Source organism: Pseudomonas sp. JL3, assembly GCF_031570575.1.
Taxonomy (GTDB): Bacteria; Pseudomonadota; Gammaproteobacteria; order Pseudomonadales; family Pseudomonadaceae; genus Aquipseudomonas; species Aquipseudomonas cucumis.
Window position 1 is genome coordinate 181152 of record NZ_JAKWJK010000002.1, and the last position, 16180, is coordinate 197331.

Below are 16180 nucleotides of genomic sequence, written 5' to 3' on the forward strand. Positions count from 1 at the left end.
CAGATAGAACCTGTGGGAGCGGGCAAGCCCGCTCCCACAGGAACTGCACTGTTCAATCCTTGACTGATCGGCATCAGGACCCAGTGAGGTTTCATAAGTAGTGATGGACCTGTTTCGCAGCGCCCCGATCGCTCAACCCTTGGCCGCACGCCTGCGCGCGGCCAATCTGGATGAGTACGTCGGTCAGGAACACCTGCTCGCTCGCGGCAAGCCTTTGCGCGAAGCGCTGGAGCAGGGTGCTCTGCATTCGATGATTTTCTGGGGACCGCCGGGGGTGGGTAAAACCACCTTGGCGCGCCTGCTCGCGGAAGTCTCCGATGCGCACTTCGAAACGGTTTCGGCGGTGCTGGCCGGCGTGAAGGAAATCCGCCAGGCGGTGGAAGTCGCCAAGCAGCAGGCCGGGCAATACGGTAAACGCACCATCCTGTTCGTCGACGAAGTACACCGCTTCAACAAGTCCCAGCAGGATGCGTTCCTGCCGTACGTTGAAGACGGCACGCTGATTTTCATCGGTGCGACCACCGAAAACCCCTCGTTCGAACTCAATAACGCGCTCCTGTCCCGGGCGCGCGTCTATGTGCTCAAAAGCCTCGACGAAGCGGCCCTGCGCAAGCTGGTGCATCGCGCGCTGACCGAAGAGCGTGGGTTGGGCAAGCGGCAACTGACCCTTAGCGATGAAGGCTTCCAGATGCTGTTGTCCGCCGCCGATGGCGATGGCCGGCGTCTGCTCAATTTGCTGGAAAACGCCTCGGATCTGGCCGAAGACAACAGTGAGATCGGCGTTGACCTGCTGCAAAGTCTGCTCGGCGATACCCGTCGACGTTTCGACAAGGGCGGCGAAGCCTTCTACGACCAGATCTCCGCGCTGCATAAGTCGGTGCGCGGCTCCAATCCCGATGGCGCGCTGTATTGGTTCGCGCGGATGATCGATGGCGGTTGCGATCCGTTGTACCTGGCCCGGCGCGTGGTGCGCATGGCCAGCGAAGACATCGGTAATGCCGACCCCCGCGCCCTGAGCCTGTGCCTGGCGGCGTGGGAAGTGCAGGAACGCCTTGGCAGTCCCGAAGGTGAGTTGGCGGTGGCCCAGGCCATTACCTATCTGGCCTGCGCGCCGAAAAGCAATGCGGTGTACATGGGCTTCAAAGCCGCGATGCGCAGCGCCACCGAACACGGTTCGCTCGAAGTGCCGCTGCACCTGCGCAACGCGCCGACCAAATTGATGAAGCAATTGGGCTATGGCGACGAATACCGTTACGCCCACGATGAGCCGGATGCCTACGCCGCCGGCGAAGACTACTTCCCGGACGAGCTCGAACCGCAACGGTTTTATCAACCAGTGCCCCGCGGCCTGGAGCTGAAGATTGGCGAAAAGCTTAATCACCTCGCGCAACTTGATCGTCTAAGCCCACGGCAGCGGAGAAAATAGTGATTCCATTGATCGTTGCCGTTTCTGTCGGCGGTGTCGCCGGTACGCTATTGCGCTTCGCCACCGGGAACTGGATCAACGCGAATTGGCCGCGGCACTTCTATACCGCGACGCTGGCCGTTAATATCGTGGGCTGTTTGCTGATCGGCGTTTTGTACGGTCTGTTTTTGATGCGCCCGGAAGTACCGATAGAGGTGCGCGCCGGGTTGATGATCGGCTTCCTCGGGGGGCTGACGACTTTTTCATCCTTTTCACTGGATACGGTGCGCCTGCTGGAAACCGGGCAAGTGCCGCTGGCCCTGGGCTATGCGGCCATCAGCGTATTCGGCGGGCTGCTCGCCACCTGGGCTGGCCTGTCCTTGACCAAACTTTGATAACGAGAAACCGACATGCTCGATTCCAAACTGTTACGTAGCAACCTTCAGGACGTAGCGGACCGCCTGGCATCCCGTGGCTTTGCCCTGGATGTTGCGCACATCGAAGCGCTGGAAGAACAGCGCAAGACCGTCCAGACCCGCACCGAAGCATTGCAGGCTGAACGTAACGCGCGCTCCAAGTCCATCGGTCAGGCCAAGCAACGCGGCGAAGACATCGCGCCGTTAATGGCCGACGTCGAGCGCATGGCGGGTGAGTTGAGCGCCGGTAAAGTCGAGCTGGACGCGATTCAGACCGAGCTGGATTCGATCCTGCTGGGCATCCCGAACCTGCCGCACGAATCGGTGCCGGTCGGCGATGACGAAGAAGGCAACGTTGAAGTGCGCCGCTGGGGCACGCCTAAAGCCTTCGATTTCCCGGTTCAGGACCACGTGGCCCTGGGCGAGAAGTTCGGCTGGCTGGACTTCGAAACCGCCGCCAAGCTGTCCGGCGCCCGTTTCGCCCTGCTGCGCGGCCCGATCGCTCGTCTGCACCGTGCACTGGCACAATTCATGATCAACCTGCACATCAACGAACACGGTTACGAGGAGGCTTACACCCCGTACCTGGTGCAGGCGCCTGCGTTGCAGGGCACCGGTCAGCTGCCGAAGTTCGAAGAAGACCTGTTCAAGATCAGCCGCGAAGGCGAAGCCGATCTGTACCTGATCCCGACCGCTGAAGTGTCGCTGACCAACATCGTCGCTGGCGAGATCGTCGATTCGAAACTGCTGCCGATCAAATTCGTGGCACACACGCCATGCTTCCGCAGCGAGGCCGGTGCTTCGGGTCGCGACACTCGCGGGATGATCCGTCAGCACCAGTTCGACAAAGTCGAGATGGTCCAGATCGTTGAGCCGTCGACTTCGATGGAAGCGCTGGAAGGCCTGACCGCTAACGCTGAAAAAGTCCTGCAACTGCTGGAACTGCCATACCGCACCCTGGCGCTATGCACCGGCGACATGGGTTTCAGCGCGGTCAAGACCTACGACCTGGAAGTGTGGATTCCGAGCCAGGACAAATACCGCGAAATTTCGTCGTGCTCCAACTGCGGCGACTTCCAGGCCCGGCGCATGCAAGCGCGTTTCCGCAACCCGGAAACCGGCAAGCCTGAGCTGGTTCACACCCTGAACGGTTCCGGCCTGGCGGTCGGTCGTACCCTGGTGGCGGTGCTCGAGAACTACCAGCAGGCCGACGGTTCGATCCGTGTGCCTGAGGTGCTCAAGCCGTACATGGGTGGCCTTGAGGTCATCGGCTAAATGGACTATCTGCCGCTGTTTCATAACCTTCGCGGCAGTCGTGTATTGGTCGTCGGCGGAGGGGAAATTGCCTTGCGCAAATCCCGCCTGCTGGCCGAAGCCGGTGCGCTGCTGCGGGTGGTCGCACCGGAAATCGAACCGCAACTGAGCGAGCTAGTGGTCGGCAGCGGTGGTGAGTGCCTGTTGCGTGGCTACGCCGAAACGGACCTGGACGGTTGCGGGCTGATCATCGCCGCCACCGACGACGAACCGCTGAACGCGCAAGTCTCCGCCGATGCTCATCGGCGTTGCGTGCCAGTCAACGTGGTGGATGCGCCGGCCCTGTGCAGCGTGATCTTCCCGGCGATCGTCGACCGTTCTCCGCTGATCATCGCGGTGTCCAGCGGCGGCGATGCGCCGGTGCTGGCGCGGTTGATTCGCGCCAAGCTGGAAACCTGGATTCCTTCCACCTACGGTCAATTGGCCGGTCTGGCGGCGCGTTTCCGCACTCAGGTCAAAGGCCTGTTTCCGGACGTGCAGCAGCGCCGGGCGTTCTGGGAGGATGTATTCCAGGGCCCGATTGCCGACCGGCAACTGGCCGGGCAGGGCGCCGAGGCCGAGCGCTTGATGTTGGCGAAAATCAATGGCGAAGCGCCTGTCGCTACCGGCGAGGTTTATCTGGTGGGCGCCGGGCCGGGTGATCCGGATCTGTTGACCTTCCGCGCCTTGCGCCTGATGCAGCAAGCCGATGTGGTGCTGTATGACCGTCTGGTGGCGCCGGCGATTCTGGATTTGTGCCGTCGCGATGCCGAGCGGGTCTACGTTGGCAAGCGCCGCGCCGATCACGCCGTGCCTCAGGAACAGATCAACCAGCATCTGGTGGATCTGGCCAAAGCCGGCAAGCGCGTGGTGCGGTTGAAGGGCGGCGATCCGTTTATCTTCGGGCGTGGCGGTGAAGAGATCGAAGAACTGGCAGCCCATGGCATCCCGTTCCAGGTTGTTCCGGGCATTACTGCAGCCAGCGGTTGCGCAGCGTATGCCGGGATTCCGCTGACTCACCGCGATTACGCGCAGTCGGTGCGGTTTGTCACCGGGCACCTCAAGGACGGTTCCACCGATTTGCCATGGGCCGACCTGGTCGCACCGGCGCAAACCCTGGTGTTTTACATGGGGTTGGTGGGTTTGCCGATCATCTGTGAGCAGTTGATCAAACACGGTCGCGCGGCCGATACCCCGGCGGCGTTGATCCAGCAGGGCACCACGGTCAATCAGCGGGTGTTTACCGGCACCCTGGCTGACCTTCCCCGGCTGGTGGCGGAGCATGAAGTGCATGCGCCGACGCTGGTGATCGTCGGGGAAGTGGTGCAATTGCGCGAGAAATTGGCGTGGTTTGAAGGGGCTCAGGCGCAGGTCTAGAGACTGAGTTTGATCGTTCCCACGCGGAGCGTGGGAACGATCCTTTGTTAACCCTTGCACCAAACCCCTTTCCCCTTCAACCGCGCCCGATCATGAGCCGCAGTGAAATCCTGCGCTGGCCCTTTAGGCACGATCCCGGTCGGATTGATGGTCTTGTGGCTGCCGTAGTAGTGATTCTTGATGTGCTCAAAACTCACCGTCTCGGCAATCCCCGGCCACTGATAAATCTCCCGTAGCCAGTTCGACAGATTCGGATAATCGGCAATCCGTCGCAGGTTGCACTTGAAGTGTCCGAAGTACACCGCATCGAAACGAATCATTGTCGTGAACAGCCGAATATCCGCCTCCGTCAGGTATTCACCCGTCAGGTACCGATTCGCGCCCAGCAATTGCTCCAGCCGATCCAGCTCACCAAACAACTCATCGAACGCTTCTTCATAAGCCTGCTGCGACGTAGCAAACCCGGCGCGATAGACGCCGTTATTCACTGCTGGATAAATCCGCTCGTTCAGCGCATCGATCTCGGTCCGCAATGGCGCCGGGTAGAAATCCAGGTCATTGCCGGTCAACTCATCAAAAGCGCTGTTGAACATGCGGATGATCTCCGCCGACTCATTGTTGACGATGCGATTCGTCTGCTTGTCCCAGAGCACCGGCACAGTGACGCGGCCGGTGTAGTTGGCGGTGTCGGCGGTGTAGCGCTGGTGCATGAAATTGAAGTGATCAAGCTTGTCGCCGGTCGAGCCGAGGTGCTTGTCAAAGGTCCAGCCGTTTTCCAGCATCAACCAACTGACCACCGACACATCGATCAGGCTTTCCAGGCCTTTGAGCTTACGCAGGATCAGGGTGCGATGAGCCCACGGGCAGGCGAGGGACACATAGAGATGATAGCGACCAGCCTCGGCCGCAAAGCCGCCATCCCCGGTCGGACCCGGCTTGCCATCGGCCGTCAGCCAGTTACGACGCTGCGCCTGTTCGCGCTGAAACGCGCCATCCTTGCTGCTTTCGTACCACTGATCTTGCCAGCGGCCTTCGACTAACAAACCCATTTTCCTGACTCCTCAACCGATAAGCGTTGGAGAGGAGTCTATGCGCATAGGTTCGAACAAAAAGCGCAAAGGTTAGGCAGTTATGATCGGTTAAATCGATCGGTTCCTTGCATCCCAATACTGCTGGGCGGTTTCGAACGCTTGCTCGCGGGTCTGACCGAGGCCGCGCAACGCCAGGGCCATCGTCGAGATCAACGCCATTTGCGGGTAGCTGTCGACCACGTCGCCACGCCACACCGCTTTCAAATGCTCAGGATCGAGCGAAGCGGGTTTGACGTGGCGCTGGGTCGACAGCTGCGGCCATTCTTCATCCCAGCTTTCGCCGCCGGTGGTGCCATACAGGTGACTGTCGGCGTCCGGGTTGATCTCGATTTCACCGCCGTCGCCCTTGATGACGATGGCGGTATCGCCCAGCAAACCGCTGGCATCGCGATGCACGGCCTGATAGCCAGGGTGGAAAATGCTTTGCAGACCGCAGCGAGCGCCCAACGGGTTGAGAATTCGTGCCAGGGAATGGATCGGCGAGCGCAGGCCCAAGGTATTGCGCAGGTCGATCATCCGCTGAAGTTGCGGGGCCCAGTCCACCAATGGCATGAACGCCAGGCCGCCCTGATCGAGCGCAGCGCCGGTTTGCTGCCAGGTGCGGCACAGTGGAATGTTCAGTGTCTCGAGCAGTTGTTCGCTGTACAGCCGACCGGCCGTGTGCGCGCCGCCGCCATGCATGAAGATGCGCACGCCGTTCTGCGCCAGGCACTTGGCCGCCAGCAGATACCACGGCAGGTGACGCTTCTTGCCGGCATACGTCGGCCAGTCCAGATCGACCGCCAGCGCCGGTGGATTCAGGCGTTCACGCAAGGCTTCGGTGAAGCCGGCCATTTCCTCGGCGCTTTCTTCCTTGTGCCGCAACAGCATCAGGAACGCGCCCAGCTGGGTGTCCTCGACCTTGTCGTCGAGCAACAGGCCCATGGCCTCGCGGGCTTCTTCGCGGGTCAGGTTGCGGGCACCGCGTTTACCTTTGCCAAGAATCCGCACGAACTGGGCGAACGGGTGCTCGGCGGGCGTTTCGAGGGTCAATGCTGGATAGTCGGTCATAAGCAATTCGTCGGTTTGGGCAGGCCCGCCAGTTTCGCGGCGAGTTTGGCAGGGGTGCCTTTGAACAGTCGGTTCAGGTGCAGGCTGTTGCCCTTGGCGGGGCCCAGTTTCAATGCGGTGTACTTGATCAGCGGGCGGGTCGCCGGGGACAGCTGGAATTCGTCGTAGAAACGGCGCAGCAGTTCGAGGATCTCCCAATGTTCCGGGCTCAACTCGATGTCTTCGGCCGCGGCGAGGGCGACAGCCACCTCGGCAGACCAGTCACTCAGTTCGACCAGGAAACCGTCCTTGTCCAGTTCAATGGCACGGGCGCCGACCGTCAGGGATTTCATAGCCAACTGTTGACCTTGTCGTAGTGAATCGACAGTTCGACGAAGGCCGGGTAATCGATGGCCTTGGCCCAGTCCGGGACTTGCAGAGCCCGGGCCTGTGCATCTTCGGCCAGTACGAACAGTTTCAGGTTGCGAGCATGCAGCGTGCTGAATGGAGCGGTGCCTGGCTGCAAGGCATAAGCCGCATCGCCACTCAGCAGCAGCGCATCGTTGGCGCCGATCACGCGCAGGCAACTGCCCAGGCGATCGTCGCCGAAAGGGGAATGAGACAACACATGCAAAGTCGACATCAGAGGGTGATCACCTGGTCGTAACGGTCAATAAGGGCGGTGATTTCCTGGGCGGCCAACACCCGGGCTTCTTCAAGCGACAGGCCTTTTGGGTCCAGGCCACGGGCCGCGGCGCTTTCACCGCACACGAACAGGTCTTCAACACCAAACATCGGCAGCGCTTGCAGGTTGGCGCTCAGGTCTTTCTGTTGCAGGGCTTTGGCGTCCTGTTTTGCGGCGAGCTGGAACACGCCGTCATCGAGAAACAGCAGGCCGATCGGCAGATCGAAGGCACCGCCGGCCAGCACGATGTCCAGCGCTTCCCGCGCATTCGGCCCGGACCACGGCGCCTGACGGCTGATAATCAGCAAGGATTTAGCCATCTCACGCGCCTCCGAAACAGATCAAGCGGTCAGCGTCCTGCACCGCGTCATGCAACTGGCCGAGGCCGGACAATTCCCACGGCGCGCCGACCGCTACCGCCTCACGCTGATAGCGCTGGGCTTCTTCCTCGTTCAACACCCCACGTCGCAGGGCGGCGGCGATGCAGACCACGCCATCGAGTTGATGCTCAGTGACAAAGTTGCGCCATTGCTTGGGCAAGTCTTGCTCATCCTGAGGCGTGACCACGCTGCCGGACGCGTTGTAGACGCCATCCTGATAGAAAAACAGCCGGACAATCTCATGCCCGCCGGCCAGCGCGGCCTGGGCGAACAGTAAGGCGCGGCGCGAGGAGGGCGCATGGGCGGCGGAAAACAGCGCGATGGCGAATTTCATGACGGGCTCGATCAGCAAAACTGCGGCCATGATAAAGCTTTATGGGCGGGGCGGCGAAGGGCGTTTACTCGTAGACCGCCATCGCGGGCAAGCCCGCTCCCACAGGTTATGTAGTGAAGCTGCAATCTTCGGCATCACACAAATCTTTGTGGGAGCGGGCTTGCCCGCGATGAGGCCCAAACAGTCGATACAAAATTCAGCGCGGCATATAACCCAACTGCCAACGCCGCGGTATCTTCAACGACAGCAACCCCAGCGCCCCGGCCAGCAGCCCGCTGACAAACAGCGCCTTGAGCCCCAGATGATGCTCCAGTAAAGCCCCAATCACCGCGCCGGCAAACATCCCGGTCCACGGAACCAACTGCACCCGCCAGCCATTGCGCCGCTCGCCAAGCATCCAGCGTCCCAGCCCACGGCCGAACCGCGACAGCGCGCCGGTGACGTAGGTCAGGCCGACCGGCAGTCCATTCACCTCTTCCACGGCGGCATTGAGCATGCCCATGGCGATGATCGTCGCCAGCAGCGCCGGCAATTGCGTTTCGTAGGGCCAGGCCGCTGCGCCACAGAGCAGGGTGGCGATGCACAGCAGCAACGGCAACGCCCGACGACCTCCGAAACGGCTGACGACAATGCCCAGGGCGTTGCCGGCGACGAATGTGGCCACGAGGATTACCAGGCGCAGGGTCAGCCCGAGGTCGCCATCGCTGATCGCCACGGCCAGGCGGGTGGTGTTGCCGCTCATGAAGGACACGAAGTCGCCGCTGGCCATGAAGCCGATGGCATCGGTCATACCGGCGAGGACCGACAAACTGGCGACCATCGACAGGCCGATGCGTCCGCGCCATTTGTGAGTATGCAGATGGCCCGGCGTGGCCCGGGCGCCTGAAGGAGAAGGGAGCATTGAAGAGGACTTCCTTGAGCAGCGATGATTATTTGGTTAACCCATATAACTCGCAATACTCCAGCCAGTCCATGCCGGCCATCTCCGCGACTTCCTTATGCACCTCCAGGCGTTGGGCCTGGTAATCCTCAGGCGTGGCGGCGGTCAGTTGCAACGTCAGCTCCCAGGCAAACAAACCCAGGCGCTCAGCCTCGGCTTCGAACGCTTCATGCAAGCGCTCGTCGCGGTACTGCGCGGCCGTCACGCCCTTGGCCTGGGCCAACAGTGGATTCAGGTTATCCAGTTCGACGCGCAGCGCAGGACGCTCATCGAGAAACTTTTTCAGCGCCTGCTCGTGTTGCTGTCCGGTTGCCGCCATGGTCACTCCTTAGAAGACTGCTTTTTGCTTGCCTTGGCGGCCGCGGCCAGACACTCGAGGGCAAACTGCTCGGGGTAGGTCATCTGGATGGGCGTGGTTTCGCCTTTGACGGTTCTTTCGCCATCAAGAATGTAGCGAATCCGCTTGTCGGTGACGCCAATTCGCTTGGCGATCCAGGAAGGCGTCTGACCGATCTGGCTGATCAGTTTGTCGGCGTATTCAGCGGTCGGTTTGTAGTATTCGGCGTTGGGTGTCATGACCTTTCCAGAAAAATGCGCCCGGAAAAATGGGCGATGCGGCGTTAATGGCGCGACAGGGTGCGCGAATCGTTGCGCGGTGTCGCGGTATAAATGAAGTAAAGCAGAACGATAAGCCGCGCCGCGGTGATACAGTCCGCTTTTTCCTGATGAGCGAACGCAATGCGAATTCTGATGGTGGCGCTGGCCGCAACCTTGCTGGCGGGCTGCGCCGGATCGGCGATGAATGACGCCCGCACCAAAACCCCGTACAAAACCCTGACCTCGGACAAACCGGAAAAAGTCGTCGCCCAGTGCGTGCAATTTGCCTGGCAGGACGAGGCGGTATTCGGCGTCGATGCGGGCGCGTATTTGCAGCCGGGCAAGAAAAGTGGCTCGACGGTCTACACCCGTTCGGCCGAGTCCTTCGTGGACGTGACCACCGATGCCTCGGGCACAGCGTTGAGCTACTACGCGCAGCATGACGATTTTGTCGCCAAGCGCCGTTTGGCGGCGTTGGCGACCTGTTTGTAAGCAGGCACCTAGTGCACCGGTTGTTGGGCAGATGCAGTTCCTGTGGGAGCGAGCTTGCTCGCGATGGCGGTTTGTCATTCGACATTGATTTCGACTGACCCGCCGCTATCGCGAGCAAGCTCGCTCCCACAGGGTTTTGCGTTTTAATCAGCCCAAACGCTTCTGGAAAAAGAAGCGCTTGTGGCCCGGCGGGTAGTCGGCAATATGCCCCAACTCGCTGTAGCCGTGCTTCTTGTAAAACTCTGGCGCCTGGAAGTCGAAGGTGTCCAGCCAGATCCCGATGCATTCCTTTTCCCGCGCCAGGTCTTCGGCCATCTGCATCAGCTTCGAGCCCATCCCTTGTCCCCGGGCCAGCTCAGGCACCGACAACAACTCAATGAAAAACCACTGGTAAAACACTCGGCCATAAAGCCCGCCGAGAATCTCGTCGCTGTCATTGCGTACCAGCAAAGCAATTTGCTCCGACACCGTGGCCCCGGCCTTTGCGGCGTTGTAGGCGCGCAGCGGTGTGAGGATCGCCTCGCGCTCCTCCTGAGTGGCATTTTTCGACAATTCGATTCGCAGGGTCATAGGCTACACATCCTTATGGCAGTGAACACGGAGCCTATCCCGGTTGCGGCGATTGTTCTAGCCCTCGCCGCCCCAAGGAACCCCCGGGGCTCCGGGAATGTCTAGCCTGAACAGCATCATTGCTGAACACACCCAGTGAGGACAGCCCGTGAACATTTTTGAAGCCTTGCGCGAAAGCCACGACCGTCAGCGAAGCTATGCCGATGCACTGATTCAAACCCGTGGCGACACCCCGGAACGGGTCGAGGCTTACAAGCGGCTCAAATCCGAGCTTCAGGCCCACGCAACTGCTGAAGAACGCCATTTTTACATGCCGTTGATGGAGTTCGACAACGGCGTGGACCTTAGCCGCCATGCCATCTCCGAACACCACGAAATGGACGAGATGATGGAAGCGCTGGATGCGACCGAAATGTCCAGTCCGTCCTGGTTGGCAACGGCGAAAAAGCTCTCGGAGAAGGTCCATCACCACTTGAAAGAGGAGGAGCAGAAGTTCTTCCAGATGGCCGGCAAGTTGCTCGACGACCAACAGAAAGAAACCCTCGCCGGGCAGTATCAGAAAGAATACAAGGCGCAACTTTCCTGAGGGGAAAGCGCCGCAATGCTGTTCACCTAAATGAACAGCATTGCGGCAGTCGCCGGGCTTTTCTGTTTTCGCCTACCATGGACGCTTTCTGACGAACATAAGGATGGATTGTCATGTCGAACACAGCCGAGCGGGTCAACATCATCGAGTCCCAGGTGCTGTCCCACGACTGGTATCTGCTGAAGAAAATCACCTTCGATTACTTGCGCAACAACGGCGACTGGCAGCGTCAGACTCGTGAGGTCTATGACCGCGGCAATGGTGCTGCGATCCTGCTGTTCAACCGCGAGAAGAGAACCGTCGTGCTGACCCGCCAGTTCCGGTTACCGGTGTTCGTCAACGGCCATGACGGGTTGCTGATTGAAGTAGCGGCGGGGCTGCTGGAGGGCGCTGCGCCTGAAGAGCGCATTCGCGCTGAAGCCGAAGAGGAAACCGGCTATCGCGTCCACCATGTGCAGAAGGTTTTCGAAGCCTACATGAGCCCCGGTTCGGTGACTGAAAAGCTGCATTTCTTCATCGCCGAGTACGACGCGTCTTCGAAAGTCAGTGATGGCGGCGGGCTGGAGGAAGAAACCGAAGAACTGGAAGTGCTGGAGTGGAAGTTCGACGAGGCGCTGGCGGCGTTTTATCGCGGGGAGATCTGCGATGCCAAGACCATCATGCTGCTGCAGTATGCGGCGATGAAGGATGTCTTCGGAGCGGTTTGAGCTGCGGGCGGCGATTTAGGTTCCCTGTCTTTTTGTAGGGGCCGTCAGATAAACAAATCATTTATCCTGCCAGCCCCGTGGCACTCGTACCCTTCCAGTGTCAGTAGCCGTTCCTTAGCCTCAAGCCCACCGGCAAACCCCGTCAGTTTCCCCGACGCACCGATCACCCGATGACACGGCGCGACTATCGAAATCGGATTCTTGCCATTAGCCGCCCCCACCGCACGAACCGCACTGGGATTGCCGATCTGCCGGGCAATCTCGCTGTAGCTGCGCGTCTCGCCAAACGGAATGGTCAGTAGCGCCTGCCACACCTTCTGCTGAAATTCCGTCCCGGCAAAATCCAGTTCCAGTTCGAAACGGTTACGCGTGCCGGCGAAGTATTCCTGCAGCTGCTGTACGGTGCGCAGCAGGATCGGGTTGTCCGCTGCTTCCGTCATCGGCCCCAGCCTTACCCGGCCCGGTTTGTCGTTTTCCCAGAGGATGGCCGCCAGTCGTGCGCCTTTCGCCACCAATTTCAATTCGCCGACCGGAGACGCCAGGGTGGTGAAGGTGTAGGACATGCCCGCGGACTCCGTAAAAGTGTTGAACAGGGGCCCAGCATACTGCCTCGTCGGGGAGGCGCAATACGCAATCCCAGCCATACTTGCCTACTGCTCTTGAACCGTTCCCCCTGTTCTTGAACAGAACCTAAAAACAAAAAGAGGCCGACTCATGAAGTTCGAACCTTTTACCCGATCGCTCGTGGCAACCGCATTGGCGCTGAGTTGCCTGACGGCCCACGCGGCCTCCGTCGCCCCGGTCGCAGCCGAAAACGGCATGGTTGTCACCGCCCAGCATCTGGCCAGCCACGTCGGCGTCGATGTGCTCAAGAATGGCGGTAACGCCGTCGATGCCGCCGTTGCGGTGGGTTATGCGCTGGCGGTGGTGTACCCCGCGGCGGGGAACCTGGGCGGTGGCGGTTTCATGACGATTCAATTGGCGGACGGGCGCAAGACCTTCCTCGACTTCCGTGAAAAAGCCCCGCTGGCCGCGACCCCCGACATGTACCTCGACAAAGCGGGCAACGTCATCCCGGACCTGAGCACCCGCGGCCACCTTGCCGTTGGCGTGCCGGGCACCGTTTCGGGCATGGAACTGGCCCTGAAGAAATACGGTACCAAACCCCGCAAGGAAGTGATCGCCCCGGCGATCAAGCTTGCCGAAGACGGTTTTGTGCTGGAGCAGGGCGATGTCGACTTGCTGGAGTACGCCACCGACGTCTTCAAGAAAGACATGCGCGACTCGGGCTCGATCTTCCTGAGCAATGGCGAGCCGATGCAGGTGGGCCAGAAACTCGTACAAAAAGACTTGAGCAAAACTCTGCGGGAAATTTCCGAGAAGGGTGCTGACGGTTTCTATAAAGGCTGGGTGGCCGACGCCATCGTCACCTCCAGTCAGGCCAACAAGGGCATCATCACCCAGGCCGACCTCGACAAATACCAGACCCGTGAACTGGCGCCGATCGAATGCGATTACCGCGGCTATCACGTGGTCTCGGCACCACCACCAAGCTCCGGTGGCGTGGTGATCTGCGAGATCATGAACATCCTCGACGGCTACCCGATGAAAGAGCTGGGCTTCCGCTCGGCTCAGGCGATGCACTACCAGATCGAAGCGATGCGCCACGCGTATGTGGACCGCAACAGCTACCTCGGCGACCCGGACTTCGTGAAAAATCCGATCGCCCATTTGCTGGATAAAAACTACGCGACCAAAATCCGCGAAGTCATCGACCCGCAGAAGGCTGGCGTATCCCGCGAGATCAAACCCGGCGTAGCGCCCCATGAAGGCAGCAACACCACCCATTACTCGATCGTCGACAAATGGGGCAACGCGGTGTCGGTGACCTACACCCTCAACGACTGGTTCGGCGCTGGCGTCATGGCGAGCAAAACCGGGGTCATCCTCAACGATGAAATGGACGACTTCACCTCGAAAATCGGCGTGCCGAACATGTACGGCCTGGTGCAGGGCGAAGCCAACGCCATCGCCCCCGGCAAAGCGCCGCTGTCGTCCATGAGCCCGACCATCGTCACCAAGGACGGCAAAGTCGTCATGGTCGTTGGCACTCCCGGTGGCAGCCGCATCATCACCGCGACCCTGCTGACCATCCTCAACGTGATCGACTACGGCATGAACATCCAGGAAGCAGTAGATGCGCCGCGTTTCCACCAACAGTGGTTGCCGGAAGAAACCAACCTGGAAAACTTCGCCACCAGCCCGGACACGAAGAAGATGCTCGAAAGCTGGGGGCACAAATTTGCCGGGCCGCAGGACCCTAACCATATCGCAGCTATTCTGGTAGGTGCGCCTTCGCTGGAAGGCAAGCCAGTGGGCAAGAACCGCTTCTATGGAGCGAACGATCCACGGCGTAATACCGGGTTGTCACTCGGTTACTGAAACAGGCGATCGGGGCCACCCGAACTCCCCGGGTGGCCCTGATCTCCGATCCTCGAATGCTGCCTCGACAGCTGCTACATGCTCGAAAAGGGAGTTGAATTCCATCGTTGTACCGACCTATCTAAGGAAGGAAGCCATGAGCACCGCACTCCTGATCATTGATGTCCAACGCGCGCTGTGCACCGGCGAGTATGAATGCTTCGACATCAAAGGCGTCATCGAAACCATCAACGATCTCAGCACCAAAGCCCGGGACACCGACATCCCGGTCATCCTGATCCAGCACGAAGAAGAGGGCGACCTGTTGCAATACGGCGGCGAAGGCTGGCAACTGGCCGATGGTCTGAAAACTTCACCTCAAGACCTGCGGCTGCGCAAAACCACCCCGGATTCGTTTTACCAGACCCACTTGCATGAACAGCTGCAAGAGCTGGACGCCGACCGCCTGATCATCTGCGGCCTGCAAACCGACTACTGCGTCAACGCCACCGTCCGTCAGGCGCATCAATTGGGCTACGACGTTGTGCTGGTGGCCGACGCCCATTCCACCATCGACAACGGCATGATGAGCGCCGAAGACATCATCGCCGAACACAACAAGGATCTGGCGCACCTGACCGGCTCCGTGGCGCGGATCGATGTGATGCCGGCCAGTGAAATCAAAGTTTGAAAACACCGCCAGCCCCGTGGCGAGCGAGCGTGCGCGCCTGGGGCTGGACGCAATCGCTGCGCCTATGGCATGGTCAAAAAAATAATACGCCATGTAGCAAACAGGATCAGAACGATGGAGGAGGGTGATGAAGTCGGCGCCAAGGCGTCGATGGCAACATTGCAGGCATTCAATCTTTGCGTATTGCACTTGGGGCGTCTTGCCCGGGATCGCGGTGCATCCCGGTTTATCACCGACGGCTTGCAGGCATTTAGCCAACTGGTGCCCTTCGCTTCGGCCTGGTGGGGCGAGATGTCTGGGTCAGGCGTCGATGTTTCGCCCAGAAACTGGATGCACGGGCGAATCAATCTGCCCGAGTCGTTTGCCGCCGAGTGGCACACGTGTGCGCGCAACGACAAATTCTCCCATGACACCATGAGTCGACCCGGTGAGGTCGTGCGCGACAGCGGTTTCACCGACCCCAATGAAGAAGTGAACGCGTTCGCCCGGCGCCACGGCCTCTACCACCTGATGTGCATCACCTTCGAGTTACCCGAAAGCGGCATGATGTTCTTCGTCTGTCTCTACCGAGGCATTGATGCCTCGGTTTTCAACGACAGCGAGGCCGATCTGTTTTCGGCCTTCTGCGACCACCTGTTGCAGCTATGGCGATTCCAGGTGCAGGACATGATTCGCTTCGACACAGGCAACGGGGCGTCTGACTTTGGCGTCGCGCGCATGGACGGCAGCTTGCTGTACGTGGGGGCAACGCTGTGTGCAGCCATCGAACGTGAGTTACCCGGCTGGAACGGTTCAATGCTTCCCGCGCAGGTGATCGCGCAACTGCAAAAGGCACCCTGCGCCATCCGCCTGGGCCGCTGCGCCCTGACACTGAGCCCTAACGCCGAACACGTCATCCTGTCGCTCGAAGCCCAGTCGCGCGGGGCGATGCTTGCGCCACGCGAGCGAACGGCAGCGATGCTGTTCGCCGCCGGTCATTCCTACAAGGAAATTGCCAAAATCCTTGAATTGAGTCCTGCGACAGTGCGCACTTATCTGCGCAACTGCTACCTGCAACTGGGCGTGAAGAGCAAGGTGGAACTGGGTTCGGTGCTGCGTTCAGCGACCTCGCTCGCCGATGCGCCGCGCCGCGATTAAATCCGCCTACAACGCGCTCTCTGTAGGAG

General features: G+C 60.2%; 21 protein-coding genes. 10 read left to right on the forward strand and 11 right to left on the reverse strand.

Annotation, left to right across the window (positions count from 1 at the left end; genetic code table 11):
- The first annotated feature begins 103 nt into the window (after window positions 1–103).
- Genes MMG91_RS04000 through cysG form a run of 4 tightly spaced genes read left to right on the forward strand, consistent with a single transcriptional unit; the run spans window position 104 to window position 4491 of the window.
- Window positions 104–1426, forward strand: coding sequence for a replication-associated recombination protein A (locus tag MMG91_RS04000; RefSeq protein WP_038982565.1), 1323 nt, complete (start codon window positions 104–106; stop codon window positions 1424–1426).
- Window positions 1426–1800, forward strand: a complete 375-nt coding sequence (crcB, locus tag MMG91_RS04005) for a fluoride efflux transporter CrcB (RefSeq protein WP_217857144.1) — start codon at window positions 1426–1428, stop codon at window positions 1798–1800. The genes MMG91_RS04000 and crcB overlap by 1 nt, the downstream gene beginning before the upstream one ends.
- Window positions 1801–1815: 15 nt before the next feature.
- The gene (serS, locus tag MMG91_RS04010; protein WP_310658810.1) at window positions 1816–3096 is read left to right on the forward strand and encodes a serine--tRNA ligase; all 1281 of its coding nucleotides are present in this window, start codon (window positions 1816–1818) and stop codon (window positions 3094–3096) included.
- Window positions 3097–4491, forward strand: a complete 1395-nt coding sequence (cysG, locus tag MMG91_RS04015; RefSeq protein WP_310658811.1) for a siroheme synthase CysG — start codon at window positions 3097–3099, stop codon at window positions 4489–4491.
- A gap of 47 nt (window positions 4492–4538) precedes the next feature.
- Here the strand turns inward: cysG and MMG91_RS04020 are convergent, their stop codons facing one another.
- The 9 genes from MMG91_RS04020 to MMG91_RS04060 all read right to left on the reverse strand — a co-directional run bounded on the left by MMG91_RS04020 (window position 4539) and on the right by MMG91_RS04060 (window position 9526).
- Complete coding sequence (locus tag MMG91_RS04020) at window positions 4539–5540, reverse strand: glutathione S-transferase family protein (RefSeq protein WP_310658812.1); 1002 nt, start codon at window positions 5538–5540, stop codon at window positions 4539–4541.
- Window positions 5541–5630: 90 nt separating this feature from the next.
- A complete protein-coding gene (locus MMG91_RS04025; protein ID WP_310658813.1) occupies window positions 5631–6632 on the reverse strand; it encodes a glycosyl transferase family protein in 1002 nt (333 codons plus the stop codon).
- Entirely contained in the window at window positions 6629–6964 is a 336-nt protein-coding gene (locus MMG91_RS04030) for a TusE/DsrC/DsvC family sulfur relay protein (protein WP_310658814.1), read from the reverse strand. Before MMG91_RS04030 ends, MMG91_RS04025 begins: the two co-directional genes overlap by 4 nt.
- Window positions 6961–7254 (reverse strand): sulfurtransferase complex subunit TusB, encoded by a 294-nt coding sequence (gene tusB / locus MMG91_RS04035; RefSeq protein WP_310658815.1) that lies wholly within the window; start codon window positions 7252–7254, stop codon window positions 6961–6963. Before tusB ends, MMG91_RS04030 begins: the two co-directional genes overlap by 4 nt.
- A complete protein-coding gene (gene tusC, locus MMG91_RS04040) occupies window positions 7254–7616 on the reverse strand; it encodes a sulfurtransferase complex subunit TusC (RefSeq protein WP_310658816.1) in 363 nt (120 codons plus the stop codon). The genes tusB and tusC overlap by 1 nt, the downstream gene beginning before the upstream one ends.
- Window position 7617: 1 nt before the next feature.
- Window positions 7618–8010, reverse strand: a complete 393-nt coding sequence (gene tusD / locus MMG91_RS04045; protein ID WP_048396957.1) for a sulfurtransferase complex subunit TusD — start codon at window positions 8008–8010, stop codon at window positions 7618–7620.
- Between the two features lie 196 nt (window positions 8011–8206).
- On the reverse strand, window positions 8207–8911 hold the full coding sequence (locus MMG91_RS04050; RefSeq protein ID WP_305446135.1) for a YoaK family protein: 705 nt from the start codon (window positions 8909–8911) through the stop codon (window positions 8207–8209).
- Window positions 8912–8939: 28 nt separating this feature from the next.
- The gene (locus MMG91_RS04055) at window positions 8940–9269 is read right to left on the reverse strand and encodes a DUF6388 family protein (protein WP_310658817.1); all 330 of its coding nucleotides are present in this window, start codon (window positions 9267–9269) and stop codon (window positions 8940–8942) included.
- A 2-nt stretch (window positions 9270–9271) separates the two neighbouring features.
- A complete protein-coding gene (locus MMG91_RS04060) occupies window positions 9272–9526 on the reverse strand; it encodes a hypothetical protein (protein ID WP_008008546.1) in 255 nt (84 codons plus the stop codon).
- 162 nt (window positions 9527–9688) lie between these two features.
- Here MMG91_RS04060 and MMG91_RS04065 point away from each other — a divergent pair, with 162 nt between their 5' ends.
- Window positions 9689–10039 (forward strand): hypothetical protein, encoded by a 351-nt coding sequence (locus MMG91_RS04065; RefSeq protein WP_305446133.1) that lies wholly within the window; start codon window positions 9689–9691, stop codon window positions 10037–10039.
- A 147-nt stretch (window positions 10040–10186) separates the two neighbouring features.
- On the opposite strand, the gene MMG91_RS04070 is transcribed toward MMG91_RS04065, so the two are convergent.
- Window positions 10187–10609 (reverse strand): GNAT family N-acetyltransferase, encoded by a 423-nt coding sequence (locus MMG91_RS04070; protein ID WP_310658818.1) that lies wholly within the window; start codon window positions 10607–10609, stop codon window positions 10187–10189.
- Window positions 10610–10757: 148 nt separating this feature from the next.
- Here MMG91_RS04070 and MMG91_RS04075 point away from each other — a divergent pair, with 148 nt between their 5' ends.
- Together MMG91_RS04075 and MMG91_RS04080 are read left to right on the forward strand one after the other, a co-directional pair.
- Window positions 10758–11195 (forward strand): hemerythrin domain-containing protein, encoded by a 438-nt coding sequence (locus tag MMG91_RS04075; protein WP_310658819.1) that lies wholly within the window; start codon window positions 10758–10760, stop codon window positions 11193–11195.
- A gap of 113 nt (window positions 11196–11308) precedes the next feature.
- Window positions 11309–11902 (forward strand): NUDIX domain-containing protein, encoded by a 594-nt coding sequence (locus MMG91_RS04080; RefSeq protein ID WP_305446130.1) that lies wholly within the window; start codon window positions 11309–11311, stop codon window positions 11900–11902.
- 44 nt (window positions 11903–11946) lie between these two features.
- Here MMG91_RS04080 and MMG91_RS04085 read toward each other — a convergent pair whose 3' ends face one another.
- Window positions 11947–12465, reverse strand: coding sequence for a methylated-DNA--[protein]-cysteine S-methyltransferase (locus tag MMG91_RS04085; RefSeq protein WP_310658820.1), 519 nt, complete (start codon window positions 12463–12465; stop codon window positions 11947–11949).
- Between the two features lie 151 nt (window positions 12466–12616).
- On the opposite strand from MMG91_RS04085, the gene ggt reads away from it, so the two are divergent.
- The 3 genes from ggt (at window position 12617) to MMG91_RS04100 (ending at window position 16151) form a co-directional block, all read left to right on the forward strand.
- Window positions 12617–14344, forward strand: coding sequence for a gamma-glutamyltransferase (gene ggt / locus MMG91_RS04090; protein ID WP_310658821.1), 1728 nt, complete (start codon window positions 12617–12619; stop codon window positions 14342–14344).
- Between the two features lie 136 nt (window positions 14345–14480).
- Window positions 14481–15014, forward strand: a complete 534-nt coding sequence (locus MMG91_RS04095; protein ID WP_310658822.1) for a cysteine hydrolase family protein — start codon at window positions 14481–14483, stop codon at window positions 15012–15014.
- A 114-nt stretch (window positions 15015–15128) separates the two neighbouring features.
- Entirely contained in the window at window positions 15129–16151 is a 1023-nt protein-coding gene (locus MMG91_RS04100) for a LuxR C-terminal-related transcriptional regulator (protein WP_310658823.1), read from the forward strand.
- Window positions 16152–16180: the final 29 nt, after the last annotated feature.